The sequence below is a fragment of the Gemmobacter lanyuensis genome (genome assembly GCF_014652355.1).
In the GTDB taxonomy this organism is placed as follows: domain Bacteria; phylum Pseudomonadota; class Alphaproteobacteria; order Rhodobacterales; family Rhodobacteraceae; genus Gemmobacter; species Gemmobacter lanyuensis.
In genome coordinates this window covers 94,466-120,663 of the sequence record NZ_BMYQ01000012.1, presented here as the reverse complement: position 1 = coordinate 120,663, position 26,198 = coordinate 94,466, and the positions used below count along the sequence as shown (strand labels likewise).

At 65.4% G+C, this 26,198-nt stretch carries 23 protein-coding genes; 11 read left to right on the top strand and 12 right to left on the bottom strand.

Annotated elements, in window-relative coordinates:
* Positions 1 to 313: 313 nt before the first annotated feature.
* From IE101_RS16085 to phoB, 6 genes are read left to right on the top strand one after another with little or no spacing between them, the layout of a single operon-like run.
* A complete protein-coding gene (locus IE101_RS16085; protein ID WP_189634863.1) occupies positions 314 to 1,369 on the top strand; it encodes a substrate-binding domain-containing protein in 1,056 nt (351 codons plus the stop codon).
* 60 nt (positions 1,370 to 1,429) lie between these two features.
* Entirely contained in the window at positions 1,430 to 2,887 is a 1,458-nt protein-coding gene (gene pstC / locus IE101_RS16080; protein ID WP_189634862.1) for a phosphate ABC transporter permease subunit PstC, read from the top strand.
* Positions 2,884 to 4,224, top strand: coding sequence for a phosphate ABC transporter permease PstA (pstA, locus tag IE101_RS16075; protein ID WP_189634861.1), 1,341 nt, complete (start codon positions 2,884 to 2,886; stop codon positions 4,222 to 4,224). The genes pstC and pstA overlap by 4 nt, the downstream gene beginning before the upstream one ends.
* A gap of 10 nt (positions 4,225 to 4,234) precedes the next feature.
* Positions 4,235 to 5,032 carry a phosphate ABC transporter ATP-binding protein PstB gene (gene pstB, locus IE101_RS16070; RefSeq protein ID WP_189634860.1) on the top strand — a complete coding sequence of 266 codons (798 nt, stop codon included), beginning with the start codon at positions 4,235 to 4,237 and terminating at the stop codon, positions 5,030 to 5,032.
* A gap of 10 nt (positions 5,033 to 5,042) precedes the next feature.
* On the top strand, positions 5,043 to 5,768 hold the full coding sequence (gene phoU / locus IE101_RS16065; protein WP_189634859.1) for a phosphate signaling complex protein PhoU: 726 nt from the start codon (positions 5,043 to 5,045) through the stop codon (positions 5,766 to 5,768).
* Between the two features lie 3 nt (positions 5,769 to 5,771).
* Positions 5,772 to 6,464, top strand: coding sequence for a phosphate regulon transcriptional regulator PhoB (gene phoB / locus IE101_RS16060; protein WP_189634858.1), 693 nt, complete (start codon positions 5,772 to 5,774; stop codon positions 6,462 to 6,464).
* 113 nt (positions 6,465 to 6,577) lie between these two features.
* Here the strand turns inward: phoB and IE101_RS16055 are convergent, their stop codons facing one another.
* Genes IE101_RS16055 through IE101_RS16045 form a run of 3 tightly spaced genes read right to left on the bottom strand, consistent with a single transcriptional unit; the run spans position 6,578 to position 9,718 of the window.
* On the bottom strand, positions 6,578 to 7,786 hold the full coding sequence (locus tag IE101_RS16055) for an ABC transporter permease (protein WP_189634857.1): 1,209 nt from the start codon (positions 7,784 to 7,786) through the stop codon (positions 6,578 to 6,580).
* Entirely contained in the window at positions 7,780 to 8,481 is a 702-nt protein-coding gene (locus IE101_RS16050; protein WP_229804243.1) for an ABC transporter ATP-binding protein, read from the bottom strand. Before IE101_RS16050 ends, IE101_RS16055 begins: the two co-directional genes overlap by 7 nt.
* A gap of 1 nt (position 8,482) precedes the next feature.
* Positions 8,483 to 9,718: an efflux RND transporter periplasmic adaptor subunit gene (locus IE101_RS16045; protein WP_189634855.1), complete on the bottom strand. Its 1,236-nt coding sequence runs from the start codon at positions 9,716 to 9,718 to the stop codon at positions 8,483 to 8,485.
* Between the two features lie 104 nt (positions 9,719 to 9,822).
* On the opposite strand from IE101_RS16045, the gene IE101_RS16040 reads away from it, so the two are divergent.
* Positions 9,823 to 10,608 (top strand): hormone-sensitive lipase, encoded by a 786-nt coding sequence (locus IE101_RS16040; protein ID WP_373296129.1) that lies wholly within the window; start codon positions 9,823 to 9,825, stop codon positions 10,606 to 10,608.
* Positions 10,609 to 10,612: 4 nt separating this feature from the next.
* Here the strand turns inward: IE101_RS16040 and IE101_RS20045 are convergent, their stop codons facing one another.
* The 3 genes from IE101_RS20045 to IE101_RS16025 form a co-directional block, all read right to left on the bottom strand.
* A complete protein-coding gene (locus IE101_RS20045; RefSeq protein ID WP_189634853.1) occupies positions 10,613 to 13,990 on the bottom strand; it encodes a calcium-binding protein in 3,378 nt (1,125 codons plus the stop codon).
* Positions 13,991 to 14,137: 147 nt separating this feature from the next.
* Entirely contained in the window at positions 14,138 to 15,037 is a 900-nt protein-coding gene (locus IE101_RS16030) for a DMT family transporter (RefSeq protein ID WP_229804241.1), read from the bottom strand.
* Between the two features lie 66 nt (positions 15,038 to 15,103).
* Positions 15,104 to 15,706, bottom strand: a complete 603-nt coding sequence (locus IE101_RS16025; RefSeq protein ID WP_189634852.1) for a LysE/ArgO family amino acid transporter — start codon at positions 15,704 to 15,706, stop codon at positions 15,104 to 15,106.
* Positions 15,707 to 15,795: 89 nt separating this feature from the next.
* On the opposite strand from IE101_RS16025, the gene IE101_RS16020 reads away from it, so the two are divergent.
* Positions 15,796 to 16,662, top strand: a complete 867-nt coding sequence (locus IE101_RS16020) for a LysR family transcriptional regulator ArgP (RefSeq protein ID WP_189634851.1) — start codon at positions 15,796 to 15,798, stop codon at positions 16,660 to 16,662.
* Here IE101_RS16020 and IE101_RS16015 read toward each other — a convergent pair.
* On the bottom strand, positions 16,659 to 17,249 hold the full coding sequence (locus IE101_RS16015; RefSeq protein ID WP_189634850.1) for a hypothetical protein: 591 nt from the start codon (positions 17,247 to 17,249) through the stop codon (positions 16,659 to 16,661). The two genes, IE101_RS16020 and IE101_RS16015, sit on opposite strands and share 4 nt — an antisense overlap.
* 36 nt (positions 17,250 to 17,285) lie before the next feature.
* A complete protein-coding gene (locus tag IE101_RS16010; protein WP_229804246.1) occupies positions 17,286 to 17,576 on the bottom strand; it encodes a hypothetical protein in 291 nt (96 codons plus the stop codon).
* A 240-nt stretch (positions 17,577 to 17,816) separates the two neighbouring features.
* Between IE101_RS16010 and IE101_RS16005 the strand changes: the two genes are divergently transcribed.
* Complete coding sequence (locus IE101_RS16005) at positions 17,817 to 18,413, top strand: hypothetical protein (protein ID WP_189634848.1); 597 nt, start codon at positions 17,817 to 17,819, stop codon at positions 18,411 to 18,413.
* A 163-nt stretch (positions 18,414 to 18,576) separates the two neighbouring features.
* Here IE101_RS16005 and IE101_RS16000 read toward each other — a convergent pair whose 3' ends face one another.
* From IE101_RS16000 to IE101_RS15990, 3 genes are all read right to left on the bottom strand, one after another.
* Positions 18,577 to 19,320, bottom strand: a complete 744-nt coding sequence (locus IE101_RS16000; protein ID WP_189634847.1) for a YebC/PmpR family DNA-binding transcriptional regulator — start codon at positions 19,318 to 19,320, stop codon at positions 18,577 to 18,579.
* Between the two features lie 102 nt (positions 19,321 to 19,422).
* Entirely contained in the window at positions 19,423 to 21,207 is a 1,785-nt protein-coding gene (locus IE101_RS15995) for an SLC13 family permease (RefSeq protein WP_189634846.1), read from the bottom strand.
* Positions 21,208 to 21,359: 152 nt separating this feature from the next.
* Complete coding sequence (locus IE101_RS15990; RefSeq protein ID WP_189634845.1) at positions 21,360 to 22,172, bottom strand: TIGR00282 family metallophosphoesterase; 813 nt, start codon at positions 22,170 to 22,172, stop codon at positions 21,360 to 21,362.
* Between the two features lie 91 nt (positions 22,173 to 22,263).
* Here IE101_RS15990 and IE101_RS15985 point away from each other — a divergent pair, with 91 nt between their 5' ends.
* The gene (locus IE101_RS15985; protein WP_189634844.1) at positions 22,264 to 24,657 is read left to right on the top strand and encodes a ligase-associated DNA damage response DEXH box helicase; all 2,394 of its coding nucleotides are present in this window, start codon (positions 22,264 to 22,266) and stop codon (positions 24,655 to 24,657) included.
* Between the two features lie 41 nt (positions 24,658 to 24,698).
* Positions 24,699 to 25,397 (top strand): ligase-associated DNA damage response endonuclease PdeM, encoded by a 699-nt coding sequence (gene pdeM, locus IE101_RS15980; protein ID WP_189634843.1) that lies wholly within the window; start codon positions 24,699 to 24,701, stop codon positions 25,395 to 25,397.
* Here pdeM and IE101_RS15975 read toward each other — a convergent pair.
* A complete protein-coding gene (locus IE101_RS15975) occupies positions 25,346 to 26,080 on the bottom strand; it encodes a LytTR family DNA-binding domain-containing protein (RefSeq protein WP_189634842.1) in 735 nt (244 codons plus the stop codon). The two genes, pdeM and IE101_RS15975, sit on opposite strands and share 52 nt — an antisense overlap.
* Positions 26,081 to 26,198 lie beyond the last annotated feature (118 nt).

Here is a 26,198-nt window from a genome sequence, read left to right as displayed (position 1 = left end):
GAACAGAGGGCCGCCTAACATGAGCACCTGACCGGAACAGAACCGGTGCAGGTCCAGTGTCAAACAACAATCGGGGCATACAGCCCTAACCGGCGCCGACCTGCAATCATACGGCCCGTCTTGGAAGGAAGATCCGGCGGGCCGCGGGGGCCGTGGCTGCGGATTTTCGGGCGGGCGGGAAGATTTGCCTCGGGCCGGGTGCTGTTTTACAAAACTGTCACACGAATCTTACATATGGGTCACACGAGACGGATACCCCCTCGGCCAAGGACGCCGGATGCGTCTGGATACAGGACCAAGCAGGAGCAATTCCATGTCTGCCATGAAGATCACCGCCTCTGCGATCGCGATCGCAGCCGTCTCGGCCACCGCAGCGATGGCGCGCGACAACGTTCAGGTTGCCGGTTCGTCGACCGTGCTGCCCTACGCCATGATCGTGGCCGAAGCCTTCGGTGAAAACTTCGATTTCCCGACGCCGGTCGTTGAAGGCGGCGGTTCGGGTGCGGGCCGCAAGAAGCTCTGCGAAGGCGTGGGCGAAAACACCATCGACATCGCCAATTCCTCGTCGCGCATCAAGCAGTCGGACATCGACCTCTGCAAGACCAATGGCGTCGAAGAGATCATGGAAGTCCGCATCGGCTATGACGGGATCGTCTTCGCGAGCGATCTGAACGGCGCCGATTTCGCCCTGACCCCGGCTGATGTCTATGGCGCGCTGGCCGCCAATGTTGCCAAGGACGGCGCCATCGCCCCGAACAGCGCCAAGACCTGGGCCGATGTGAACGCAGCCCTTCCGGCGCAGGACATCCTGGCGTTCATCCCCGGCACCAAGCACGGCACGCGCGAAGTGTTCGACGTGAAGCTGCTGGAGGAAGGCTGCAAGGCCACCGGCGCCTATGACCTGTTCCTCGCCGCCTCGACCGGCGCGGATGACGACGCCAAGAAGGAAGAGGCCGTGGACAACTGCCTCAAGGTCCGCACCGATGGCGCTTCTGTCGATATCGACGGCGACTATACCGAAACCCTGTCGCGCATCGACGCGAACAAGAACGCGGTTGGCGTGTTCGGTCTGTCGTTCTACCAGAACAACACCGACAAGCTGAAAGTGGCGACGATCGACGGCGTGGTGCCTTCGGTGGAAACCATCTCGTCGGGCGACTATCCGGTGTCGCGTCCGCTCTACTTCTACGTCAAGAAAGCCCACCTGGGCGTGATCCCCGGCCTGAAGGAATACATCGAATTCTTCGTGTCGGATGACATGGCTGGCCCCGATGGCCCGCTGGCGGCTTACGGCCTCGTTTCGGATCCGGAACTGGCCAAGACGCAGGAAGCCGTGGCGGCCGAAACCCCGATGGGCCCGCTGGAATAAGACAAGAACACAGGGGGGCGCGATCATCGCGCCCCTTTTCCCTCTCAAGCGGACGCAGTCATGAGCGTTGGTCTCCTTACCCTGATCATTCTGGGCCTTGCTGCGGCGGGCTTCCTTCTCGGGCGCCAAAGGGCGCTCTCGGCTGTGAAGGGCGACGCACGCGCCTTGCATTCGCTGCCCTCTTTCTATGGTTGGTCCGTCTTTCTGTTCACGGCCGTGCCGGCACTGCTGGTGATGGTGGCCTGGCTGTTCCTGCAGCCGACCCTGCTGGAAACCCGGATCACGAACACCCTGCCCGCCGCCGAAACGGCCACGAGCAGCACCGATCTCGTGATGGCCGATGTGCGCCGTCTGGCGGATGGGCTGGATGTGCTGGTCGCGCGTGAGGGGCTGGATACCGCCGCCGTGGCCGCGCTGGCCGCCGACCTGCCTGCCCTCTCCGACCGCATGGCGGGTGTGGGCGTGGCCTTCGGCGCCGATCTTGACCCGGCTATTTTCAATGCAGCCATCGCCTACCGCGATCTGGGGGCGAGCTTGACGGGCATGATGACCATCGCCGCGCTGATCGTGGCGGCGGGTGGCTTCCTGTTCGCGCTGATGCGGGTTCATCCCGAACAGCGCGCGCGCAATCTGGTGGAACAGTTCATCGTCGTCCTGCTGATCGCAAGCTCGCTGATCGCGGTGGCCACGACCTTCGGCATCATCGCCTCGCTGGTGGTGGAAAGCTGGCATTTCTTCCGCATCTACCCGGCGTCCGAATTCTTTTTCTCGACCACCTGGAACCCGCAGTTCCGCGGCGGGTCGGACCTTGGCCTTTGGCCGCTGGTCTGGGGTACGATCTATGTGAGCTTCATTGCCCTTGTCGTCGCCGCCCCCATCGGTCTGATGGCCGCGATCTACCTGTCGGAATATGCCTCGCCCAAGGTGCGGGCGACCGCGAAGCCGCTGCTGGAAATCCTCGCGGGCATCCCCTCGATCGTCTACGGGCTTTTCGCGCTGGTCACCGTCGGCCCGATCCTGCGCGACTGGCTGGCGATGCCGCTGGGCCTTGGCAATTCCTCGTCCTCGGTGATGACGGCAGGCCTTGTCATGGGGATCATGCTGATCCCCTATGTCTCGTCGCTGTCAGATGACATCATCAACGCGGTGCCGCAGGCGATGCGGGACGGGTCTTTCGGGCTTGGCGCCACCCAGTCGGAAACCGTGAAGCGCGTGGTGCTGCCCGCCGCCTTGCCGGGCATCGTGGGGGCGGTCCTGCTGGCCGCCAGCCGCGCCATTGGCGAAACCATGATCGTGGTCATGGGCGCCGGGGCGGCCGCAAAGCTGAGCGTCAACCCCTTTGAGGCGATGACCACCGTCACCGTGAAAATCGTGAGCCAGCTGACCGGCGACACCGAATTCGCCAGCCCCGAAACGCTGGTGGCCTTCGCGCTTGGCCTCACCCTCTTCTGCTTTACCCTTGGCCTCAACGTCCTCGCGCTTGTGATCGTGCGGAAGTATCGGGAGCAATACGAATGACCGACGCGAGCCAACACGCCGCCGCGCCGAAATCCCTTCTGGTCGCAGACAGCCGCACGCGCAGCCGCAAGGCCGCCGAGATGCGCTTCCGCCTTTACGGCATGATGGCCGTGGGGGTTGGTCTTCTGGCGCTGGTCTTCCTGCTGACTTCGGTTCTGGGGAATGGCCTTGGCGCCTTCCGCCAAACCTTTGTGCAGATCCCGATCACGCTGGATGAAAAGGTGCTGGACAAATCCGGCACCCGCGACCCGGCAGTGATGAAGAAGGTCACCACCATTGGTTATGGCAAGCTGGTGCAGAAGGCGATCGAGGACGAGTTGGCCGCCAAGGGCATCGACACCCAGGGCCTGAAATCCAAAGAGATCATGGGCCTTCTGTCCAAGGAAGCGCCGGCCGACCTGCGCGACCGTGTGCTGGCAGACCCCGGCCTGATCGGCCAGACCATCGCATTCGACGCTTATGCCACCAGCCGGGTGGATGGCTATTTCAAGGGCCGCGTCACGCTGGAAACCGCCGAACGCGACAGCAACATCAGCCCCGAACAGCTGAAGGTGGCCCAGGCGATGGCCGATGCCGGCATGATCGAGACGCGGCTGAACCTCGCCTTCCTGACCGCATCGGATGCCTCGGAACTGCGTCCCGAGGCGGCGGGTCTGGGCGTGGCCATCCTCGGCTCGGCCTATATGATGCTGATCGTGCTGGTCCTGTCGCTGCCCATCGGGGTGGCCACCTCGATCTATCTTGAGGAACTGGCCCCCAAGAACAAATGGACCGACATGATCGAGGTGAATATCGCGAACCTCGCGGCGGTGCCGTCGATCGTTTATGGTATCCTTGCGCTGGCGCTGTTCATCAACTTCATGGGGCTGCCGCAATCGGCCCCGGTGGTGGGGGGGCTGGTGCTGACGCTGATGACGCTGCCCACGATCATCATCGCCACCCGCGCCGCGCTGAAGGCGGTTCCGCCCTCGATCCGCGATGCGGCGCTGGGGGTCGGGGCCTCCAAGATGCAGTCGATCTTCCACCATGTGCTGCCGCTGGCCATGCCGGGCATCCTGACGGGAACCATCCTGGGCCTTGCCCGTGCCCTGGGCGAGAGCGCGCCGCTTCTGCTGATCGGGATGGTTGCCTTCGTAAAGGACTTCCCAGCGGCGCCGCCGGAAGGGCTGATGCAGCCCGCCACCGCCCTGCCCGTGCAGGTCTATCAATGGACGCAGCGCGCCGACCCGGCCTTCGTGGAACGCGCCTCGGGGGCGATCATTGTCCTGCTGCTGTTCCTGCTCACCATGAATGCGGTCGCCATCGTGCTGCGCCGCCGTTTTGAACGCCGTTGGTAAGAGGCCCACGATGAACGACATGCGAATTGCGGAGAGAACCGTGTCCACCAACACCGCCAAGATCACCGCCCGCGGCGTGCAGGTCTATTACGGCGAAAACCACGCGCTGAAAGATGTCGATATCGACATCCTTTCGGGCACTGTCACCGCCTTCATCGGCCCGTCGGGCTGCGGCAAATCCACCTTCCTGCGTTGCCTGAACCGGATGAACGACACCGTCGCCTCGGCGCGGGTGCTGGGCGAGATCAAGCTGGATGGCGAAGACATCTACGACAAGCGCGTCGACCCGGTCACGCTGCGCGCCCGGGTGGGAATGGTGTTCCAGAAGCCCAACCCCTTCCCCAAGTCGATCTATGACAATGTGGCCTATGGCCCCAAGATCCACGGCCTGACCCGCAACAAGACCGAGCTGGATGAGGTGGTCGAAACCTCGCTGCGCAAGGCCGCGCTCTGGAATGAGGTGAAAGACCGTCTCACGGCGCCCGGCACCGGCCTTTCGGGCGGCCAGCAGCAGCGCCTGTGCATCGCCCGCGCCATCGCCACCTCGCCCGAGGTGCTTTTGATGGACGAGCCCTGCTCGGCGCTGGACCCGATTGCCACGGCCCAGGTCGAAGAGCTGATCGACGAGCTGCGCTCGCAGTTCTCGGTGGTGATTGTGACCCATTCGATGCAGCAGGCCGCCCGTGTCAGCCAGCGCACCGCGTTCTTCCACCTCGGCAATCTGGTCGAATACGGCGAGACCGGCCAGATCTTCACCAATCCGCGCGACCCGCGGACTGAATCCTACATCACCGGCCGGATCGGCTGAGGAGTCTGCGATGAATTCCGAAAAGCATATCGTTTCCGCCTTCGACCGTGATCTTGAAGCGGTGCAGGCCCTTGTGATGAAGATGGGCGGTCTGGTCGAGGCCGCGATGCTGGATGCGGCGCAGGCGCTCGATACCCGCGACGAAGAGCTGGCCGCCCGCGTCCGTCAGGATGACAAGGCCATCGACGCGCTGGAGGAACAGATCCAGCAGGAATGCGCCCGGCTGATCGCGCTGCGCGGCCCCACCGCATCGGACCTGCGGACGGTGCTGTCGGTCATGCGGATTGCGGCCAATCTGGAACGCTGCGGCGACTATGCCAAGAACCTCGCCAAGCGCAGCGTGGTGCTGTCGCAGATGTCGCCCATCGACGGCGCGGCCGGGTCGATCCGCCGCATGGCGCGGTCGGTGGTGATCCTGCTCAAGGATGCGCTGGATGCCTATATCGCGCGGGATGCGCGGATGGCGGCGGATGTGCGGCTGCGCGACCATGAGGTCGATCAGATGTACAATGCGCTGTTCCGCGAATTCCTGACCCATATGCTGGAAGACGCGCGCAATATCACCGCCTGCATGCATCTGCATTTCATCGCCAAGAACATCGAGCGCGTGGGCGACCACGCCACCGCCATCGCCGAACAGGTGATCTATCTGGTCGAAGGGCGGATGCCCGAGGATGAGCGGCCCAAGGAATCCGGGATTTCGGCGCTATCTGCGGCCTCGATCCGGCAGGAGTGAGCCATGTCGAGCCATAACCAGCCGACGGTTCTGCTGGTCGAGGATGAGCCCGCGCAGCGGGAAGTCCTGGCCTACAACCTTGAAGCCGAAGGCTTTGCCGTTGCCCAAGCGGGTGACGGCGAAGAGGCGATGATGCTGGTGGACGAGGCCGCGCCCGATATCATCATCCTGGACTGGATGATGCCCAATCTGTCGGGGATCGAGGTCTGCCGCCGCCTGAAAATGCGGCCCGAGACGCGCAATATTCCGATCATCCTGCTGTCGGCCCGCGCCGAAGAGGTGGACCGGGTGCGCGGGCTGGAAACCGGGGCCGATGATTATGTGATCAAGCCCTATTCGGTGCTGGAGCTGATGGCCCGCGCGCGGGCACAGCTGCGGCGGGTACGGCCCTCGACCGCGGGGGTGGTGCTGGAATTCGGGGATATCCGCCTCGACCCCGAGACCCACCGCGTCTACCGCGCCGACAAGGTGCTGAAGCTGGGTCCGACCGAGTTCCGCCTGCTGACCACCTTCATGGAGAAACCCGGCCGGGTCTGGAGCCGTGAGGCCTTGCTGGACCGGGTCTGGGGGCGCGACATCTATGTCGATACCCGGACGGTGGATGTGCATATCGGGCGGTTGCGCAAGGCGCTGTGCCAGCATGGCGGGGAAGATCCGCTGCGGACGGTCAGGGGCGCGGGATACGCGCTTGGCTGAGGGGCGGCGGGCGGCGCCGGGGGGCTGTCTGCCCCCCGCCCCCCCGAGGATATTTTCAGACAGAAAATGAGGACTGGGGTTTTGCGCCCCGGTCCTTTGCTTTGGGGCCGCGTTCATTGGTGACGCAGGGCCTCGATCGGGTCGAGGCGGGCGGCGCGGCGGGCGGGGAAGTAGCCGAAGATCACGCCCACGACGGCCGAGAAGGCGAAGGCCAGGGCGATGACGGGGAGGGAGGGCAGGAAGGGGATGCCCATGATCCCTGCGGCAAGGGCGGCAAGGCCAAGGCCCAGAAGGATGCCGAGGAGGCCACCGGCGAGAGAGAGGACCACCGCCTCGACCAGGAACTGCAGCAGGACCTGGGCGGCAGTGGCGCCGACCGAAAGGCGGATGCCGATTTCGCGGGTGCGTTCGGTGACCGAGACCAGCATGATATTCATGATGCCGATGCCGCCAACCAGCAGGCTGACCGCTGCCACCGCGCTGAGAAGGCCGGTAAGGACAGCGCTGACGCCGGAAAGGGCGGTGGCGATCTGTTTGAGGTCGAAGACGCTGAAGTCATCCTCTTGGCCCAGGGCGATGCGGCGGCGTTCGCTCATGAGGGCGGTGATGTCGCGGATGCCGCGGGTGGTGCTGACGCCGGACTTGAGCCCGATGGAGACGGAGGCGACCTCGGCCGAGCCGGCAAGGCGGCGTTGCACGGCGCGCACGGGCATCAGCACCGTATCATCCTGATCCTGCCCCATGGTCGAGGCGCCCTTGGGGGCCAAGGTGCCGATCACCGTGCAGGAGAGCGATTTGACGCGGATGGTATCGCCCGTGGGATCGGATTGGCCGAAGAGCGCGGCGCGCACCGTCTCTCCCAGGAGGCAGGCGGGCGTGCCGGCGCGGTCTTCGCTGTCGGTGAAGGCGCGGCCGTGCTGCAGGGTCCAGCCGCCGAGCGCGAGGTAATCGACCGAAGTGCCGGTGATGGTGGTCGTTACATTGGCATTGCCGAAGATCACTGTCTGGGTGCTGCTGACGATGGGCACGGCATAGGCCACCGAGGAGAGGCCTTGCAGCGCCGCCACATCGGCCAGGCGGAAGGCCGGCGCGCTGTCGCGGGCGCTTGGGGGGCCCATCGACTGTTTGCCGGGGCGCAGGATCACGAGGTTGGAGCCAAGGCTTTCGACCTCGGCCGTGACCTGAGCGGAGGACCCCTGCCCCACCGTGACCATGGCGATGACCGCGGCCACGCCGATCACCACGCCCAGCACCGTCAGCAGAGAGCGCATCAGATTGCGCCGGATCGCCTGCACGGCAAGGCGGAGGGTCTCTGTCAGCATGGGGTGGCCTCCTGGGCCTGATCGCGGGCCAGATGGCCATCGACGAAGACGATCAGGCGGCGGGCATGGCGGGCCATGTCTTCTTCATGGGTGACCATGACGATGGTGATGCCTTCGCGGTTCAGATCGGTCAGCAGGGCCATGATCTCGCGCGAGCGTTGGGTATCAAGGTTGCCGGTCGGTTCATCGGCGAGGATGACCTTGGGGTTCCCGGCCAGCGCGCGGGCAATGGCGACGCGCTGCTGCTGCCCGCCCGAGAGCTGTGATGGGTCATGCCCTTCGCGCCCGGCGAGCCCCACGCGGGCCAGCGCCTGCCGCGCGCGGGCGATGCGCTCGGGGCGGGGGATGCCCTTGTAGATCATCGGCAGTTCCACGTTTTCAAGCGCGGTGGTGCGGGGCAGCAGGTTGAAGCCCTGAAAGACGAAGCCCAGAAATTCGCGCCGGAGCAGCGCGCGCGCATCCTGCGACCAGCGGCCGACCTCGGTGCCCTGAAAGAGATAGTCGCCCGCGCTGGGGCGGTCGAGGCAGCCGATGATGTTCATCGCGGTGGATTTGCCCGACCCGGACGGCCCCATGATCGCCACGAATTCCCCCGCGCGGATCGTCAGATCCACCTGGTCGAGAGCGCGGACCTCGGCCTCGCCCTGCCCGTAGCGGCGCGAGACGCCGCGAAACTCCATCAGCGGGGCGGACATGCTATTCCCCCGTGCGCTGATCGATGATGACGGCATCGCCCGCGGCAAGCGTGCTGTCGCGGATTTCGGTGCGGGTGCCATCGCTGGCGCCGACCGTCACGGCCACCTCGACCGGGGCGCCATCGCGCAGCACCCAGACCGACCGGCCGGTGGCAAGGCCGCTGTCGCTGTTGGGGCGGTCGGGGATCAGAAGGCCGATCAGCCCGCCGCCCGAGGATTCGGTCGGGGTTGCAACCGGCGGCGGGGCGTAGCGCAGGGCGGCATTGGGCACGGTCAGCGCATCGGTCACGGTTTCCACGGTGATTTCTGCGGTGGCGGTCATGCCGGGGCGCAGTTTGCCGTTGCTGTTGTCAACCGAGAGGACCGCCTTGTAGGTGACGACGCCGTCGGTTTCCTCGGGGGCGTAGCGCAGCTGGATGATGCGGGCGGGGAAGCTCTGACCGCGCCAGGCCTCGACCGTGAACAGGGCGGGATCACCGACCGAAACCTGGCCGATGTCCGCCTCATCAATATCCACCTGCAATTCCATCCGGGACAGATCCTCGGCCAACGTAAAAAGGACCGGCGCATTCAGCGAAGAGGCCACGATCTGCCCCGGTTCCGCCGTGCGCTCCAGCACGATCCCCCGGATGGGCGACCGGATCTGCGCCTTGTCGAGATCGGCCTCTTCCAGCGCGAGGTTGGCCATGGCCAGCGTCAGATCGGCGCGGGCGCTTTCCAATGCGGCACGGGCGCGGTCATCCTCGGCCTCGGCGGTTTCCAGATTGCTCTGGCTGGTGATGCCGCGCCGGTCGAGCGCGCGGGCGCGGGTCAGTTCGGCGTCGGCCTGCCGCACCGTCGCCTCGGCCTGGGTGACCTGCGCGCGGGCGCGGGCCAGCGCGGCCTCGGCATTGGCGACCTGCGCCTCCATCTTGCGGCTGTCGAGCCGGGCGAGCATCTGGCCCACCTCGACCCGGTCGTTATAATCGACCGCCACCTCGGCCAGCGTCCCCGAAAGCTCGGAGGAAACCTCGACCTCGGTCGTGGGTTGCACCGTGCCGGTGGCGGTGACGATCACAGTCAGCGTGGCGCGGGACGCGGGGGCAGTCTCGTAGCTGATTTGCGGGCTGTCGCTGCCGCTGAACAACCAGAACGCCACAAGCACCCCTGCCCCGCAGGCCAACAGGCCCCAGATCCAGCGGCCCTTGCCGGGACGGGCGGCAAGCAGGATCTTCTGCATCTCGGGCTGGTCGGACATGGGGGTACCTCTGACGCTTTTCCTTTGACCGTCCAACGTTTGTCGCGCAGATTTCCGGCGCTGCAAAGCGGTGATGCCGTCGCAGTGCCAACGCAGGGACCATGATGCAAGATCCAGACACCGCCTATTCCAACGGGGCTTTCATCGCCGGGGCCGAGGGCTATCCCCCCCGCTGGCAGGCCGAGGCCGCGGCCTTCCGCAGCGCGATGGGCGCGCGGGCCGAGCTGGACCTGCCCTATGGCCCCACCCCGCGCGAGGCGCTGGACCTGTTCCTGCCCGCGGGCGCGCCCCGCGGGGTGCTGATGTTCATCCATGGCGGCTATTGGCTGGCCTTCGGGCGCGAGCTCTGGTCGCATCTGGCGGCCGGGGCGGTGGCGCGGGGGTGGGCCTGTGCCATGCCCTCTTACACCCTTGCGCCCGAGGCGCGCATCGGCAGGATGACGGCGCAGATCGCCCGCGCGGCACAAATGGTGGCGGCGCGGCTGCCGGACCTGCCGATGGTCATCACCGGCCATTCGGCGGGGGGGCATCTGTCGGCGCGCATGGGCTGTGCCGATCAGGCGGTGCCGGGGCTGCGGCGGGTGGTGCCGATTTCGCCGCTGGCCGATCTTGCGCCGCTGATGGTGACCGGAATGAACGCCAAGCTGCGGCTCGATGCCGCCGAATGTGCGGCCGAAAGCCCGGCCCGTTTGACGCTGCAGGACGGGGTGCAGGCGCATGTCTGGGTTGGGGGGCAGGAACGCCCGGCTTTTCTGTGGCAGGCGCGCACCCTGTCCGAGGCCTGGGATTGCCCTTGGACCGTGGACCCCGGCAAGCACCATTTCGACGTGATCGACGGTCTGGTCGACCCGGCCTCGGCCCTGGCGGCGGCCTGCATGGACGGGATCTGAGCGGTCAGATCACCTCGATCACCGCGCGAAGTTCCGAGAGCGAGGCCATCCCCGCCAGCGTGACCTGCCCGGCTGCGCCCAGATCAAGGCGCACCTCGGCCCCCAGATCGACGCCCCAGCGTTCGACGATGGTGGTGGGGCTCAGGCCACGCAGCTGCGGCAGGGCGGCAAGGGTCAGCAGCAGATGGTCGCCCTCGGCCCACGACAGATCGACGATGCGATCGGCGCCCGCGGAAAAGACAAAGCGGTCGGCCCCGGTCCCACCCGAGAGCCAGTCATTGCCCGCCCCGCCGTCCAGCCAGTCATCCCCGCTGCCGGCTGCGAGGCGGTCGGCCCCTCCCCCCCCCAACAGCCAGTCCGCCCCCGCCAGACCAAAAAGCTGATCCGCGCCGCCCCCACCCCAGACCATATTGGCCCCGGCATGGCCCGATAGCGTGTCCTGCCCCGCCGCACCCATCAGCCCCTCAACCCCGGCAAGCAGCACCGCGCCCCCCGGACGCGCCTGCCACCCTGTCACGGCCAGCGAAATGCGGTTTCCCCCCGGGCCGGTCAATTCGACCGTGTCAAAGCCGCTGCCACCCGTTGTCTGATCGCGGCCCGGTCCGGCCCGCAGATGATCATTCCCGTCCCCGCCCAACAACAGGTCATTGCCCCGCCCGGCAGAGAGCAGGTCGTTGCCATTGCCGCCTTGCAGCCGATCATTGCCATCAAACCCGAACAGGCTGTCTGCCCCGTCTTGCCCCAGAAGGCGGTTGTCGGCCGCATTTCCCGCCAAGGCGTCGGCCCCCGCCCCGCCCCATAGGTTTTCAACCGATGACAGCACATCCCGCCCCTGCCCGGTGGCCTGCGCCGTCGTCAGGCGCAGGTCGATCCGCAGGGCTGCGCCGCCGCGATAGACCGCCCAATCGTTTCCCGCCCCGCCAGACAGAATATCATTGCCCGCCCCACCGATCAGCGTATCGGCGCCCTCACGCCCCTGAAGCAGATCATCTCCTGCGTCGCCGGACAGGATATTGGCCGTGCGGCCGCCTGCCAGACGATCGCCCCCGGCACCACCGGACAGATGTTCGACCCCCGAGAGCCAGTCGCGCCCCTGCCCAGCCGTATCTTGCCACTGCCCGGCCAAGGCCAGATCGACCCGAACAGCCGCGGCCCCGGCATAGACCGCCCAGTCCGCGCCCGCGCCCCCCAGCAGCAGGTCGGCCCCGCTGCCCCCGGTCAGACTGTCATTTCCCTCCCCCCCGTTCAGCGTGTCGGCCCCCGCGCGTCCCTCCAGCCTGTCACTGCCGCCACCCCCGGACAGGGCGTTCGCCGTGGCATCCCCCGCCAGACGGTCGGCGTAGCGGCCGCCCAGCAGGTTCTCGATCCCGATCAGGCGGTCGCCCGCTGCGGCGCCGCCGCTTTGCACCGCCAGCGTCAGATCCACCTGAACGGAGATGGTTGCCCGGTGCCATCGCGCCCAATCGCGCCCGTCGCCACCATCCAGAAGATCGGCCCCGAGGCCACTGTTCAGGCTGTCGTCCCCGGCCCCGCCCATAAGCCGATCGCGGCCTGCCCCGCCGATCAGCCGATCATTGCCCTGTCGTCCCAGCAGAAGATTGTCGGCCGCGTTGCCCGTCAGGGTATCGTCATGGATACCACCGGCCAGATCCTCGACCGACTGGAACCTGTCCTGCCCGGCAAGCTGCGGAGCCAGCGGGCCGAGCCCAAGGTTTGCGCGGACCGGCCCGCTGGCCCGGCCGTAATCGGCCAAATCCGTGCCCGACCCGCCTGAAAGCAGATCGCCGCCACCATCCGCCAGCAGCGTGTCGGCCCCGCCCCCGCCCGTCAGGGTTTCCCGATCCGGCCCCGAGGCGATCTGTCGCCCCGGAATGACGGCGGGCGTGGTGACATGCCACAGACCGAAGACATCGGCCGAGGTAAAGATGCCGGGGTCCATATCCGCCCCATCGGCAGAATAGATGTAGAGCGCTTCCTCGCCCCAGCGGATGACGACGCAACCGCGGCGCCCCACCATCGGCAGCGCCTCGACCGAATAGATCCGTCCCCAGCCGGACAGGTCGATGCGATCCTCGCCCGGAACGAAGCCTCGGATCGTATCGGCCTGCCCATCGGCCGCCAGCACGAAAAGATCGGCGCCCGCCCCGCCATCCATCTCATCCATTCCGGCGCCATCTGACAGGATATCTGCCCCCGCCCCGCCTGAGAGACGGTCATTCCCCGCCCGCCCCAGGATCAGATCGCCCCGGTCGCCGCCAGAAAGGCTGTCATCACCCGCACCACCCGACAGCGGCACGGCAAGGGGGCCAGGGTCGAAACCCAAACGGATCAAGCCGGAGCCTTCGGCACCGACAACCAGTTCGATGCGGTCGCCCTGAACAACCGCTGCCAGCGCGGTGATGTCGTCCAGTGGCAGGGCGGTGGCGGGCAGAACCTGCCCGGCGGCAACAAGCCGCCCCCCCGGCATCAGCTCAAAGGCCTGAAGCCCGCCGTCACCACCGCCGGCAAAGACGAAGACCCGCCCGGAAATCTGCACGCTGGCCAGCGCCTGAACGCCCTGAAACCGCGTTTCCAGCGTATCGATAACGTGATCCGCAAGCCGCATCTGCCCCCCCGGTTCAAGCGCCACGACCGAAATCGACGACGACCCCGCCCCGGCAATCAACGCGTAGGACCGCCCGGCAAGCTCCACGACCTCCAGGGCCGAGGGGGTGGAAAGACCAAGACCCGCTCCAGCCCCCACCTGTGATACGGCGGTCAGCGTGCCATTCGGTCCAAGCGCCCAGACCCGCAGGCTTTCCTCTGCCGCGGACAGCGACAGCACATAATGCGCAGCTCCGATGCGCAGCGCGGCAAGCGCCGTGATGTCGACCGCCTGCTGCACGGGATTGCCCAGATCGGTGCCATCCACTGCCACCATCTGCCCCGTGGCGGTCATGCGACACACCAAGAGCCGGTTTTCCCCAAGCGGGGCAAGAATGGCAAAGGCAGCATCGCCCAGCGTGGTGAAGGTCTGTGCCGAGATCGGACCGGGTGGCAAAGCGCCTGTCTCTGCCGCGCCGATCCCCCCGGCGCGGCCCAGCAGATGACTGCCGAGGACGATGCCCCCCGTCCAGATGAGGCGATCCGGACCGGCCCCGGACAGCACAGTGATCTGCGCCGGGGCGGAAAGCACCGTGCCTGCCGCGACCCCAGCCTGATCGATCAACCGCAGGCCCACCCCCGTGGTCTGCAGCTCCAGCGACAGCAGGCCCCCGCCTGCCCGCGTGGTGGTAAAGACCTGCACCACGCCATCCACAACCCGCAGCGCAATATCGGTGACCCCCGCCACCATATGCGCCGCCGCGGCACGAAACGTGCCCCGACCGAAGAAGCTGCCCACGGCAGACCTCCACACCCAATTCTCACCCGGGGTCAGGATCGGCGGTCAGGATGTGCGGGGGCTTAACAGACCATGGCAGCCCGCGGCCAAGCTGGGGCGATTGCGGGGCGCATCGGAAAAAGGCGGTTCAAATGCCGCGGATCACGGTCAAAGGGCGGCCGCGACCTCATCGGCGCGGCGGCGCAGCCGCGCCTCGCGCCAGGTATTCGCGCTGATGGCGGTGATGATGATCGCGCCCCCCAAAAGGACGAAGCCATCAATCCCCTCGCCAAAGACCAGAAGGCCCAGCAGCGTGGCCCAGACAAGCTGCAGGAAGGTGACAGGTTGCGTCACCGCCATGGGCGCCACGGCGAAGGCACGGCTCATGCAGTAATGGCCCGTGGTTGCACAGAGCGCGACCACCGCCAGCGCCCCCAGCTGCACCAGCGTGACGGGCTGCCAGTTCAGCAGCGCGAAGGGCAGAAGGCCAAGGGTGACGCAAAGGCTCAGCATCGCGACGATCGCCCCGGCCGAGGCGAGGCCGCTTAACCGCTTTGCGAAAAGATAAGACGCGGCAAAGCCGCTGGCCGCGCAGACCTGTGACAGATGCGCCAGCGAAAGATCCCGCAGGCCGGGGCGCAGCACGATCACGGCGCCCAGAATGGCCACAGCGACAGCGAGCATCCGCCGCAGACCCAGCCTTTCACCAAACAGAAGCGCTGCACCCAGCGTGACAAGGATGGGGTTCAGATAGCCGATGGCCGTGACCTCGGCTACGGGCAGGCGCGCCATGGCATAGAACCAGAAAATCACCGCCGCCGTATGCGCGACACCCCGCCCCAGAAACAGCGGCAGCGCCCCGGGCGCGAACCCCGCGCGCAAGACGGGCAGAATGGTCGGGATCAGAAACACCACGCCGAAAGCAAAGCGCAGGAAGGCGCTTTGCGCGGCGGGCAGATCGGTGCCCAGCCAGCGCACCAGCGCATTGACGCCCACAAAGCTCAGGCCCGAGGCGAGCATCCACAGCACGCCCTGCACAGGGCGCATTTCCAGGTCGCGTTCCATCATGATGACGCAACCCAACCCCAGCCGCATGCGGACCGCAAGGCCCAGTTTGTGCCCCGCACAATCGCGTCAGCCAAGCGCAAGCCCGAGCGCAAGCGCCCACATGGTGCAGCCGATGATCACCTCCAGCACCACCCAGGCGCGAGGCTTGGCAAAGACCGGCGCAAGCAACCGCGCCCCGAACCCCAGCGCGCTGAAGAACGACACCGAGGCCATGGCCGCCGCGGTCCCGAAGGCCACCCCATGCGGGGCATATTGCGCCGACACCGATCCGATCAGCACCAGCGTATCCAGATAGACATGCGGGTTGGCCCAGGTGAACAGCAGGCACATCGCCACCACACGGCGCAGCGGCACCGACTCGTCCCCCTTCGGGATCAGAGCCTCGCCGCCCCTGCGGGCTGCAAGAAAGCGCATCGCGCCATAGGTGGCCAGAAAGGCCACGCCCAGCCAGCGCATCGCCTCACCAAACCACGGCACGGCCTGGGCCAGCGTGCCAAAGCCCGCAACCCCGGCGGTGATCAGCACTGCATCCGACAGCGCGCAGATCGCAACCACGATGCCCACATGTTCGCGCCGCAGCCCCTGCCGCAGCACAAAGGCGTTCTGTGCGCCGATGGCGGCAATCAGGCTTAGCGCCACCAGATATCCCGAAATCGCAGCTTCCCACATCTCATCTTCTCCGTCCTGATGCGCTTGACATAGGCGGGCGCACGGGGATCAATCCAATTAATAATTCTGGATGTGATTAAGTTTTCCTAATGCTCGACTATCCCAATCTGGCCGCGCTGGCGGCGGTGCATCGACGCGGCAGCTTTGATCTGGCGGCGGCGCAGCTGGGGCTGACGCCCTCCGCTGTGTCCCAGCGGATCAAGGCGCTGGAAGACCGGATCGGCGCGCTGCTGATTCTGCGCGGGCAGCCCTGCCGCGCCACCGAGATGGGCCTGCGCCTGATCCAGCACCATGATGAGGTGATGCTGCTGGAAGCCGCCCTGCCCTTGCCCGATCCGCGCCCCACCACGGTGCGAATTGCCGTGAATGCCGACAGCCTTGCCACCTGGGTGATCCCGGCACTGGCCGCGACCGAAGGGCTGCTGTTCGACATTGTCATCGACGACCAGGATGTCAGCCAGGAATGGCTGCGACGGGGCGAGGTCGCTGCGGCCATCACCTCGCATCCCGGGCCGCTGCAGGGCTGCGATACGCACCCCTTGGGGCATTTGCGTTATCTTGCGACCGCAAGCCCCGGATTCATCGCCCGCTGGCTCCCCGAGGGGCCAGACCGTATCAGCATGGCCCGCGCCCCCGCCTTGACCTTTTCCGACAATGACCGGCTTCAGACCGATTGGCTTGCCCAGAATATCGGGGGCGGGCTTGCCTTTCCCACACATCGCATCGCGTCATCCCAAGGATTTGTCGATGCGGCGCTGGCGGGGCTGGGCTGGGGCATGAACCCGCTGCCGCTTGTCGCAGACCTGATTGCCGAGGGGCGTCTGGTGGCGCTGCTGCCCGGCGCCCATCTGGATGTGCCGCTGCACTGGCAGCTGGCGCGACGAACTGCCCCGGCGCTGAGCGGTCTGACACGCACCCTGATCCGCACGGCGGCCAGGCAGCTGCTGCCACCTTAGACCTGTGCGCGCAGCTGCCGCTGCCGCATATGGCGGAACACCAGCATCATCCCCAACATGACCACCAGCACCCCCATCATGTCACCGAAGATCGACAGAGAATAGGCCGCAAGCATCTTGCTTGCCGTCATGTCGCCACAGCAGTTCAGCATGTAGCGCCAGAGATTGTTCAGCATCGACGACAAAAAGCCGATCAGCATCAGCAGCCGCCAGTTGAACATGAAGGCCCCGTCGCCGCGCGCATCTATCTTGCATAGACGAAACAGATCAAAGGCCGCCGGCATTGTCGCGGCTTTCACGGCCATCAGAAGCAGCATTGTGACCGTTACCGCCTCAATCCCGCGGCCGAGTGCCAAGGCAAAGACGGTGGCCGCGAACAGGGGCAAAAACGCCCGCCAGCCCAGCACCCATGTTGACAGAAGCGCAACACCATGCGGCAGGAAGAGGATGCCACCCAGCTGCAGGATCATGCCGGGGAACAGGCTTTTGCCCAGATCGTTCAACTGCACGACAAGAAAGGTAGACCCGAACATCACCCCAAGGCAAACGGACACTGCACCGATCTCACGTGTCCAGTTCAGTGTCATGCGCGCGGGCGCTCCCTTGATTATCACCGCGATAAATTAAACCTGAAGTTCAGCGTTGACAATATAGGATCGCGCCTTGGTTTCCGGCGCATGGGAGACCAGCCCACGTTTGAGCAGACTTTTGAGCGCGCGGTGGAACGACGCCGAAGGAATCTCTGAGACAAGAGGGTGAGAGCGGATCTGATCGGATTTTACCAAATTGGCATCAGACTTCGCGAGCTGATTGATCGCGTAAAGCACGTCCTTCTCGTTCTGGGAGAGTTCGGCCAAGCCCAGAGACTTTTCCATCTCGAACAGCAGGGCGCGAAGCTGCGCAACACTTTTCACATCCAATCGGAACCACCCCCGTTTACAGCGCGTTTACCTGATCATGCGGCACCAAAGCCCTTTTAGACAATAGCACCTGCGACGATTCTTGCAACTTTTTGCAAGAAATCATGCGATATAAATTATCATATTGACAGCCTTCTATGGGTAACAGAACATGTCCGCAACCAATGCGTGTATTCGTCCGCCGCGGCGGGAAAACGGCGCCCAGACCCGGTAGAACAAAAGGAGGGGAGTACCATGGTCGGAACGATTCAGACCCCTGATCTACCCCAGGTCCTGCGGAAGGGGTGGGCGACGCTCCGGCAATGGGTGCTGCCTGAACGCAGGGTCCAGATTCGCCCGGCAATTCCTCATGCGCCCCAATCCACCACGGCCGCCCTGTTCGACAGCTACGGGAAGCTGGTGAACAGCGCCAACTGGATCGGACGCTACGGCCTGATCTGCGGTCGCTTCGCACAAGAGGCCGACCAGCTGGAAGATTGGGCGCGCCAAGCGGGCGCCACCACCATCCGGCTGGGCCAGGGCCTGATCCCCTTCGAATGGCTGATCCAATATGGGGCGATGTTCGATTTCATGCTGCTGGATGCAGACCAGATCGGCGATGCCGATGACGTGACAGATTTTTGCCTGCGGCTGCGCGCCGCACATCCGAGTTTGCCGGTGGTGCTCGTTTCCGAAAATGTGAAGGCTCATGACTTTTCGGTAGAACGCAGCCCCATCTGCGACACGACCCTGAGAAAGCCAGTTTCGCGGGCCGCCTTCCTTCTGGGGGTGGACAGCGCGATCCGCAATCGCGCGCTTTCCGGGCCCCCTCGGTCTGACGAGGGTCGCTAACGCGACACTCCAGATCGGGGGGACATTTCCTTCCCGTGCTCCCTGCTCCGCCTCGCCCCCGGATCTGCCAGACACTTGGCCTCCGGGGGCACTTTTTTTTGCGGGTGCATGAAATGCAAAAGGCCCCCGGAACCGGGGGCCTTCGCCAGATCGTCAAGACCAATCAGCCCAGCTGGGCCGCCACATCATCGGGAATATCGAAGTTGTGCGTCACGGTCTGCACATCATCGTCTTCTTCGAGCATGTCGATCAGCCGCATGAGCTTTTGTGCCGTTTCCAGATCCACCTCGGTGCGGGTCTGCGGCTTGAAGATCAGCTTGGATTCGGTCGATTCCCCAAGGGTCTTTTCCAGTGCGTCCGACACTTCCGAAAGCGCCTCGACCGAGCAATAGATCCAGTGACCTTCGTCATCCGATTCCACGTCATCGGCCCCGGCATCCAGCGCCGCCATCATGACCGTGTCAGCATCGCCGACCGAGGCGGGATAGGTGATCTCGCCCACGCGGTCAAAGCTGTGCGCGACCGAGCCGCTTTGACCCAGGTTGCCACCGCATTTGGTGAAATAGCTGCGCACGTTTGATGCGGTACGGTTCAGGTTGTCGGTCATCGCCTCGACGATGATCGCGATCCCGTTGACGCCATAGCCTTCGTACCGGATCTCGGTATAGCTTTCGGCATCGCCGCCCTGCGACTTCTTGATGGCGCGTTCGATCACGTCCTTCGGCATGGAAACGGCCTTGGCCGCCTTCACCGCCAGACGCAGACGCGGGTTCTTGTCGGGATCGGGGTCGCCCATCTTGGCGGCCACGGTGATTTCCTTGGCCAGCTTCGAGAACATCTTCGAGCGCAGCTTATCCTGCTTGCCCTTCCGATGCTGGATGTTCGCCCATTTAGAATGGCCTGCCATGGCCTCTACTCCAGTCCCAGTATTGGTGATGGGCTCCTCTACACCAGACGGGGGGTTTGCGGCAACCCCCCGGCCCGGCAACGGCACCCTGCCCCTGTGAAATCAGGGATAAAGCGGCCAGAGCAGCGGGATCAGCGCCGAACAGACCAGCCAGGTGAGGATATTGAGCGGGATGCCGACCTTGGTGAAGTCGGTGAATTTGTAGCCCCCGGGGCCATAGACCATCATATTGGTCTGATACCCCACCGGCGTCGCAAAGGCGAGCGTGGCCGAAAACATGACTGCCACCACGAAGGGCCGCGGATCAACACCCAGCTGATGTGCCAGTTCGATCGCGATGGGGGTATAGATCACCGCCACAGCGTTGTTCGACAGGAACTCGGTCAGGATCAGGCCCAGCAGATAGATCGCAAGGATCATGAGGAAGGGGGGCAGACCCTCCATCCAGGGTTTCACCCCGGTCACGATCAGCTCGACCGCACCGGACCGGTCCAGCCCCTCGCCCACGGCAAGCATGGCGAAGATCATCGCCATGAGACGGCCATCGACAAAGCTCAGCGCCTCGTCGCTGTCGATGCAGCGCGACAGCAGGATTGCGGCGACGGCAAAGAAGCCCAGCGTGTAGATCGGCGCCACATCAAACGAGGACAGCACCACCACGAAAAGCAGCGCCCCGATGGCGATGGGGGCCTTGCCCCGGCGATAGGCGCGCTGTTTGGGGTGGCTGACATCCACCATTTCCATATCGTCGGCGAGGCGCTTGATGTCCTCCATCGCGCCCTCGAGCAGCAGCGTATCGCCGACCTGCACGACCAGCTCATCCAGCTGGCGGCCGATGTTCTGGCTTTTGCGATGGGCCGCCAGGACATAGACGCCATAGCGGCGGCGCAGGCGCATCTCGCCCAGGCTGCGGCCGATCATGCGGCAGCCGGGGGTGATCAGCACCTCGACGGTTTCGGTCTGCACCGAAGACAGCTTGTCCACGATCCGCATGTCGGTGCGGTTCTGCATGTCCAGAAGCTCGGTCATCTCGGTCCGCAGGACGACGCGGTCGCCCGCCTCAAGCACGGCCGCGTTCAGATCGCGGCGCAGCGACAGATCGCCCCGCAGCACATCGATCACCCGCACGCCCGAGCGTTTGAACTGCTGCACCTCAAGCACCGGCTTGCCGACCAGAACAGAGTCCTCGGGGATCGCGACCTCGGTGAAGTATTTCATCCGCTTGCGATCGCCCAGAAGCGAGGCCATCGACTGGCGTTCGGGCAAAAGGTAGTTACCAAAAAGCGCCAGATAAAGGCCGCCAACCACAGTCACAGCCAGGCCGAGCGGTGCAATTTCGAACAATCCGAAGTGCGGCAGCCCCGCGTCATGCGCAGAGCCGTCCACCAACAGGTTGGTCGAGGTGCCGATCAGCGAAATCATCCCCCCCAGCACCGTCATATGGCTGAGCGGGATCAAAAGCTTGGAAGGCGCTTTCCCGATGCGCGCCGCGATCTGGATGACCACGGGGATCATCACGGCCACCAGCGGCGTGTTGTTCATGACCGAAGAGGCCACGGCCACAAAGCCAAACAGCACGGCGATGGTGGTCTTGGGTCGGTTGCCGACATGGCTTTCGGCAAGGCCGATGATCATTTCAACGGCGCCGGTGCGGACGAGCCCCCCCATGACCATGAACATCAGGGCAATTGTCCAAGGCGCGTTGTTCGACAGAACCTTGAGGGCCTCTTTCTCGGGCAGGATACCCAAAAGGATCATCGCCGCCGCGCCCATGATTGCGGTCACTTCGACGGGAAACGTCTCTCGGACAAAGAAAACGAACATCACCGCCAGAATACCGAGCGACAACAAGGCCTGCGTCTGCTGCGCGAGTTCTAGACCAAGCATGGGACCCCCAAGTTAAACTCGACCGGATCAGTAGATAATAATCCCCCCAAAAGCAAAGGATTCGTGCAAAGCGTGCTCTTTACGCCCCGGAAAAGGAAAGAATACTCTCTCCGCGCGGCAGAACAGAACAATAATCGGGCAGGTCTTGCGCGTCAGGGACGCGCATCTTCCAGCCGCCCACCGATGCGGATCATCCGCACCTTCTCGGCCCGGCCGGTGCGATCATCGGTTTCGACATAGACGCCCGACAGGGTCGCCGGGCCATTCGCGGGCTGAAAACGCTCTTTCGGCATGCCGGTGATGAAGCGGCGCAGCGGCTCCAGCTTCTCCATCCCGATGACCGAGTTGTAATCGCCGCACATGCCCGCATCGGTCAGATACGCGGTGCCCCCCTGCAGGATCTGCGCGTCGCCCGTCGGCACATGGGTATGGGTGCCGACCACAAGGCTTGCGCGTCCGTCGCACCAATGGCCCATCGCCATCTTCTCGGACGTCGCCTCGCAATGCACATCCACGATGATTGCCTGGGCAAGACCGCCCAGCGGGTGCTGCTTCAGCACCGTATCCACGGCCGAGAACGGATCATCGAAGGGCCGCTTCATGAAGACCTGGCCCAGAACCTGCGTGACCAGCACCTTGCGCCCGCGCGCATCGGTGAAAAGCCGCGCCCCGCGCCCCGGTGCGATCTTGGAAAAGTTCAGCGGCCGGATGATGCGCTGTTCCTGTTCGATGAACGACAGCATGTCCTTCTGATCAAAGGCATGATCGCCCAGCGTCAGGCAATCGACCCCGGCCGCCAGCAGGAGCTTGGCGTGTTCGCCCGTCAGCCCCGCCCCGGATGAGGCGTTTTCGCCGTTCACCACAATGAAATCGAGGCCCCATTCGGCCCTGAGGCCCGGCAGCCGCTCCACGATGGCGGCACGGCCGGCGCGCCCCATCACATCGCCCAGAAACAAGATTTTCATGCCCCAGCACTAGGGCGCCACGGCGCGGCGTGCAAGACCGTTGTCCCGGCAGCGGGGTTTCCCCGACGCGCCAGCGCACTATGATTGCGCCATGACCCATCTGCCCCCCGCCCTGTCCGACTGGTTCGCCGCCCGTGGCTGGCAGCTGCACCCGCATCAACGCGCGATGCTCGAGGCCGCCGCCGACCCCGCCACGCTGTTGATTGCGCCCACAGGCGGGGGCAAGACGCTGGCGGGGTTTCTGCCGTCGCTGGCCGAAATCACGGCAGCGCCGAAGGCGGGGCTCCATACGCTCTATATCTCGCCGCTGAAGGCGCTGGCGGCGGATATCCGGCGCAACCTCCGCCGCCCGATCGAAGAGGCGGGCCTGCCCATCCGGGTTGAGGACCGCACCGGCGATACCGGCGCCACCCAGCGCAAGCGTCAGCGCGCCGATCCACCGCATATCCTTCTGACCACACCAGAAAGCCTGGCGCTGCTGCTCAGCTACGAAGACGCGCCGCGCATCTTCGCCGGGGTGCAGCGGGTGATCCTGGACGAGATCCACGCCCTGGCCGAAAGCAAGCGAGGCGATCAGCTGATGCTGGGCCTTGCGCGGCTGCAAAGCCTGTCGCCGGGGCTGCGGCGGGTGGGCCTGTCGGCGACGGTGGAAGACCCGCCCGCCCTTGCGCGGTTTCTGGGCGGGGGCGCGCAGATCCTGCATGCCGATCCCGGCCCCGACCCAGATATCGCCATGTTGGAGACCGAGGCCCCGCCCCCTTGGGCCGGTGGGGGCGGGCGCTATGCGATCCCGGATATTCTGGAGCAGGTCCGCCGCCACCGCACCACGCTGATCTTTCACAATACCCGCGCGCAGGCCGAGATTTTCTTCCACCACCTCTGGCTCGCGAATGAGGATGCGCTGCCCATCGGCATCCATCACGGCAGCCTGTCGCGCGAAGCGCGCGAGAAGGTCGAGGCCGCGATGGCCGCCGGGGCGTTGCGCGGGGTGGTCTGCACCGGATCGCTCGATCTCGGGATCGACTGGGGCGATGTCGATCTGGTCATCCAGGTCGGTGCGCCGCGCAATGTGAAGCGGCTGGTGCAGCGCATCGGGCGGGCGAACCACCGCTACAATGCGCCCTCGCGCGCTTTGCTGGTGCCCGCCAACCGCTGGGAGGTGATCGAATGTCAGGCCGCGCTTGAGGCCGTGCGCGATCACCGTCTGGATGGCGAACCCCGCGGCCCCGGCCCGCTGGATGTGCTGTGCCAGCATATCCTTGCCACCGCCTGCGCCGGGCCGTTTCTGGCCGATGATCTTTACACCGAGGTCATCACCGCAGGCCCCTATGCCACGCTGAGCCGCGCAGATTTCGACGATTGCCTGAACTTTTGCGCGACGGGCGGCTATGCCCTGCGCGCCTATGACCGATGGCAACGCCTGATGCAGCGCGATGGCAAATGGCAGCTGCGCGACCCGCGCGCCGCCGCCGTCCTGCGGCAGAACCTCGGCACCATCATCGACATTGAAACGCTGAAGGTGCGGCTCAAGGGACGGATGGGCGGCATTCCCCTGGGCGAGATCGAGGAAAGCTTTGCCGCGACCCTGACCCCCGGCGATACCTTTCTGATCGGCGGCGAGGTCGTGCGCTACGAAAACCTCAATGAACTGACGGTCGAGGTCAGCCGCCAACCGGGGCGCGACCCCAAGGTTGCGGTTTTCAACGGCACGAAATTCGCCACCTCGACCCTGCTTGCCAACCGGATTCTGGATCAGCTGCAACGCCCCAGCTGGCCCGACCTGCCCGCCCATACCGCCAAATGGCTGAATCTGCAGCGGCAGGTGTCGCGGATGCCGGAACCCGACCGGCTGCTCTGCGAAAGCTTTCCGCATGAGGGGCGGGAACATCTGTGCCTTTACGGTTTCGCCGGGCGCAACGCACAGCAGACGCTGGGGATTCTGGTGACCAAGCGGATGGAGGAGTTGCGCCTGGCCCCGCTGGGCTTTGTCTGCACCGATTACGCCACGCTGATCTGGGGGTTGGAACCCGTGACCGAGGTCGGCATGCTGTTCGATCTGGCGCAGCTGCGCGAAGGGCTGGAAACCTGGCTCGCTGAAAACGCGGTGATGAAACGCACCTTCCGCGCCAGCGCGATCATCGCGGGGCTGATCGAACGCAGCCATCAGGGGCGGCGCAAGACCGGGCGGCAGGCCACGTTTTCATCGGACATCCTCTATGACACGCTGCGCCGCTTTGACCCCGATCACCTGATGCTGCGCATCACCCGGCAAGAGGCGATGCGCGGCATGGTCGATTTCGGGCGCATCGAAGACCGGCTGACCCAAGTTGCGGGCCGGATCGACCTTGTCCGGCTGGATCGGGTCACGCCGCTGGCGGCGCCCCTCTTTCTGGAACCCGGTCGCATCCCCGTGCAGGGCGAAGGACGCGAACGTCTCGCCGAGGCGGCGGCGGCCCGCCTCATGGCCGCGGCCGGGCTGGCCTGAGGGCGTTGCACCGCCCGTCGGGATCGGGCAGATCAGGGGCCATGACCGCCTTTGCCTTCACCTTTGCCGGGCAGCCGCTGCTGGCCCTGCCCACCGGGGCGCTGTTCTGGCCCGATCGGCGCCTGCTGGTCGTGTCCGACCTGCATTTCGGCAAATCGGCGCGGCTGGCGCGGCGGGGGGGCGTGCTGCTGCCCCCCTATGAGACGCGCGCCACGCTGGACCGTCTGGCCGCCGACATCGCCAACACACAGCCCGAACAGGTCATCTGCCTGGGCGACAGTTTCGATGATCTGGCCGCCGCCGAGGACATCACCGCCGAGGATCACGCCCGGCTGACTGGCCTGATGGCTGGGCGCGACTGGTTCTGGGTCGAAGGGAACCACGACCCCGGCCCCCTTACTCTGACGGGCAGACAGCTGCCGCAGATGCAGCTGGGACCGCTGATCTTTCGCCATATCGCAGCCGAGGGCGGGGAGGCCGAGATCTCGGGCCATTATCACCCCAAGGCGCGGCTTGCCGGGCGGGCGGCGCCCTGTTTTCTGCTGTCAAATCCGCAGCGCATGATCCTGCCCGCCTATGGCGCCTATACCGGGGGCATGGATTGTGCGGACCCGGCGCTGGCGGCGCTGATGGGGCCGGGGGCGCTGGCCATCCTGACCGGGCGGGTCGCGCGGGCGATCCCCTATCCCTATGCGGGCTCGCGCTCCAGCAGGCCGCGCTCTTCCAGCTTGCCGAGATGAGTTTTGCTGACCGGAAGGCGCTGCGCGGGGCACAGGCGCACGTAATGCTTGCCGCCCTCACGCTCGACCCCGGTCACGGCCCACCATGCCACCCAGTGTGAGCGGTGGATCTGATCGCCGTCTTCGGGCGCAGCTTCGCGGATCGCATCGCCCAGACGGATCAGCACCGCCCCCTGCCCCGCCGTCGTATAGACATCGACATAATGGTCACGCACCGTCAACGCGACCAGCCGCCCCTGCAACGCCGAATCAAGGCGCTGAACGATCAGGGGCAATTCAGGCTCGGCCGGAACGGCAATCGCCACTTCGGCAAAGTGCGGCACTGCATCCGCAACGGAATGCCGGAATGCGCCCAGCGACAGTGACACCGCGAAGATGAAGGTGGCCATATCAGCCATCGAAGGGGTCGATGCGCGCGCATGGTCAAACACGGCATCTGCCAGAAAATAAAGCGGCGGCGTCAGCACGACCGTGGCCAGCAGGGCGACCAGAAAAGCCCCGCGCTGGAAATCGCGCAGGCCCCACAGGCCGTGAACAACGGCGCGGATCACCATCCCCACCAAAATGCCCACACCCACGAAGATGAACCAGTAAAGCAGCCGTGGCCCCGGCTGAAGCGCCACGTAGCTGCCGAAGGGGCCAGATATGCCGATGATCAGGCTCAGAACAACCCATGCGATCAAGGGAACGGGACTTTTGAGGTCCGCGCGTAGAACCGTCAGGAATCCGGCCATCTGTCCAATCAGCAATCGCTAACAACCACGCCCAAGGCATACGCGCAGAAGTTTTATTTCGCAATCA

Coding starts and splice junctions, on each gene's coding strand:
- IE101_RS16085 (WP_189634863.1), top strand. CDS start 314: ATGTCTGCCATGAAGATCACCGCCTCTGCGATCGCGATCGCAGCCGTC.
- pstC (WP_189634862.1), top strand. CDS start 1,430: ATGAGCGTTGGTCTCCTTACCCTGATCATTCTGGGCCTTGCTGCGGCG.
- pstA (WP_189634861.1), top strand. CDS start 2,884: ATGACCGACGCGAGCCAACACGCCGCCGCGCCGAAATCCCTTCTGGTC.
- pstB (WP_189634860.1), top strand. CDS start 4,235: ATGAACGACATGCGAATTGCGGAGAGAACCGTGTCCACCAACACCGCC.
- phoU (WP_189634859.1), top strand. CDS start 5,043: ATGAATTCCGAAAAGCATATCGTTTCCGCCTTCGACCGTGATCTTGAA.
- phoB (WP_189634858.1), top strand. CDS start 5,772: ATGTCGAGCCATAACCAGCCGACGGTTCTGCTGGTCGAGGATGAGCCC.
- IE101_RS16055 (WP_189634857.1), bottom strand. CDS start 7,786: ATGCTGACAGAGACCCTCCGCCTTGCCGTGCAGGCGATCCGGCGCAAT.
- IE101_RS16050 (WP_229804243.1), bottom strand. CDS start 8,481: ATGTCCGCCCCGCTGATGGAGTTTCGCGGCGTCTCGCGCCGCTACGGG.
- IE101_RS16045 (WP_189634855.1), bottom strand. CDS start 9,718: ATGTCCGACCAGCCCGAGATGCAGAAGATCCTGCTTGCCGCCCGTCCC.
- IE101_RS16040 (WP_373296129.1), top strand. CDS start 9,823: ATGCAAGATCCAGACACCGCCTATTCCAACGGGGCTTTCATCGCCGGG.
- IE101_RS16030 (WP_229804241.1), bottom strand. CDS start 15,037: ATGATGGAACGCGACCTGGAAATGCGCCCTGTGCAGGGCGTGCTGTGG.
- IE101_RS16025 (WP_189634852.1), bottom strand. CDS start 15,706: ATGTGGGAAGCTGCGATTTCGGGATATCTGGTGGCGCTAAGCCTGATT.
- IE101_RS16020 (WP_189634851.1), top strand. CDS start 15,796: ATGCTCGACTATCCCAATCTGGCCGCGCTGGCGGCGGTGCATCGACGC.
- IE101_RS16015 (WP_189634850.1), bottom strand. CDS start 17,249: ATGACACTGAACTGGACACGTGAGATCGGTGCAGTGTCCGTTTGCCTT.
- IE101_RS16005 (WP_189634848.1), top strand. CDS start 17,817: ATGGTCGGAACGATTCAGACCCCTGATCTACCCCAGGTCCTGCGGAAG.
- IE101_RS16000 (WP_189634847.1), bottom strand. CDS start 19,320: ATGGCAGGCCATTCTAAATGGGCGAACATCCAGCATCGGAAGGGCAAG.
- IE101_RS15995 (WP_189634846.1), bottom strand. CDS start 21,207: ATGCTTGGTCTAGAACTCGCGCAGCAGACGCAGGCCTTGTTGTCGCTC.
- IE101_RS15990 (WP_189634845.1), bottom strand. CDS start 22,172: ATGAAAATCTTGTTTCTGGGCGATGTGATGGGGCGCGCCGGCCGTGCC.
- IE101_RS15985 (WP_189634844.1), top strand. CDS start 22,264: ATGACCCATCTGCCCCCCGCCCTGTCCGACTGGTTCGCCGCCCGTGGC.
- pdeM (WP_189634843.1), top strand. CDS start 24,699: ATGACCGCCTTTGCCTTCACCTTTGCCGGGCAGCCGCTGCTGGCCCTG.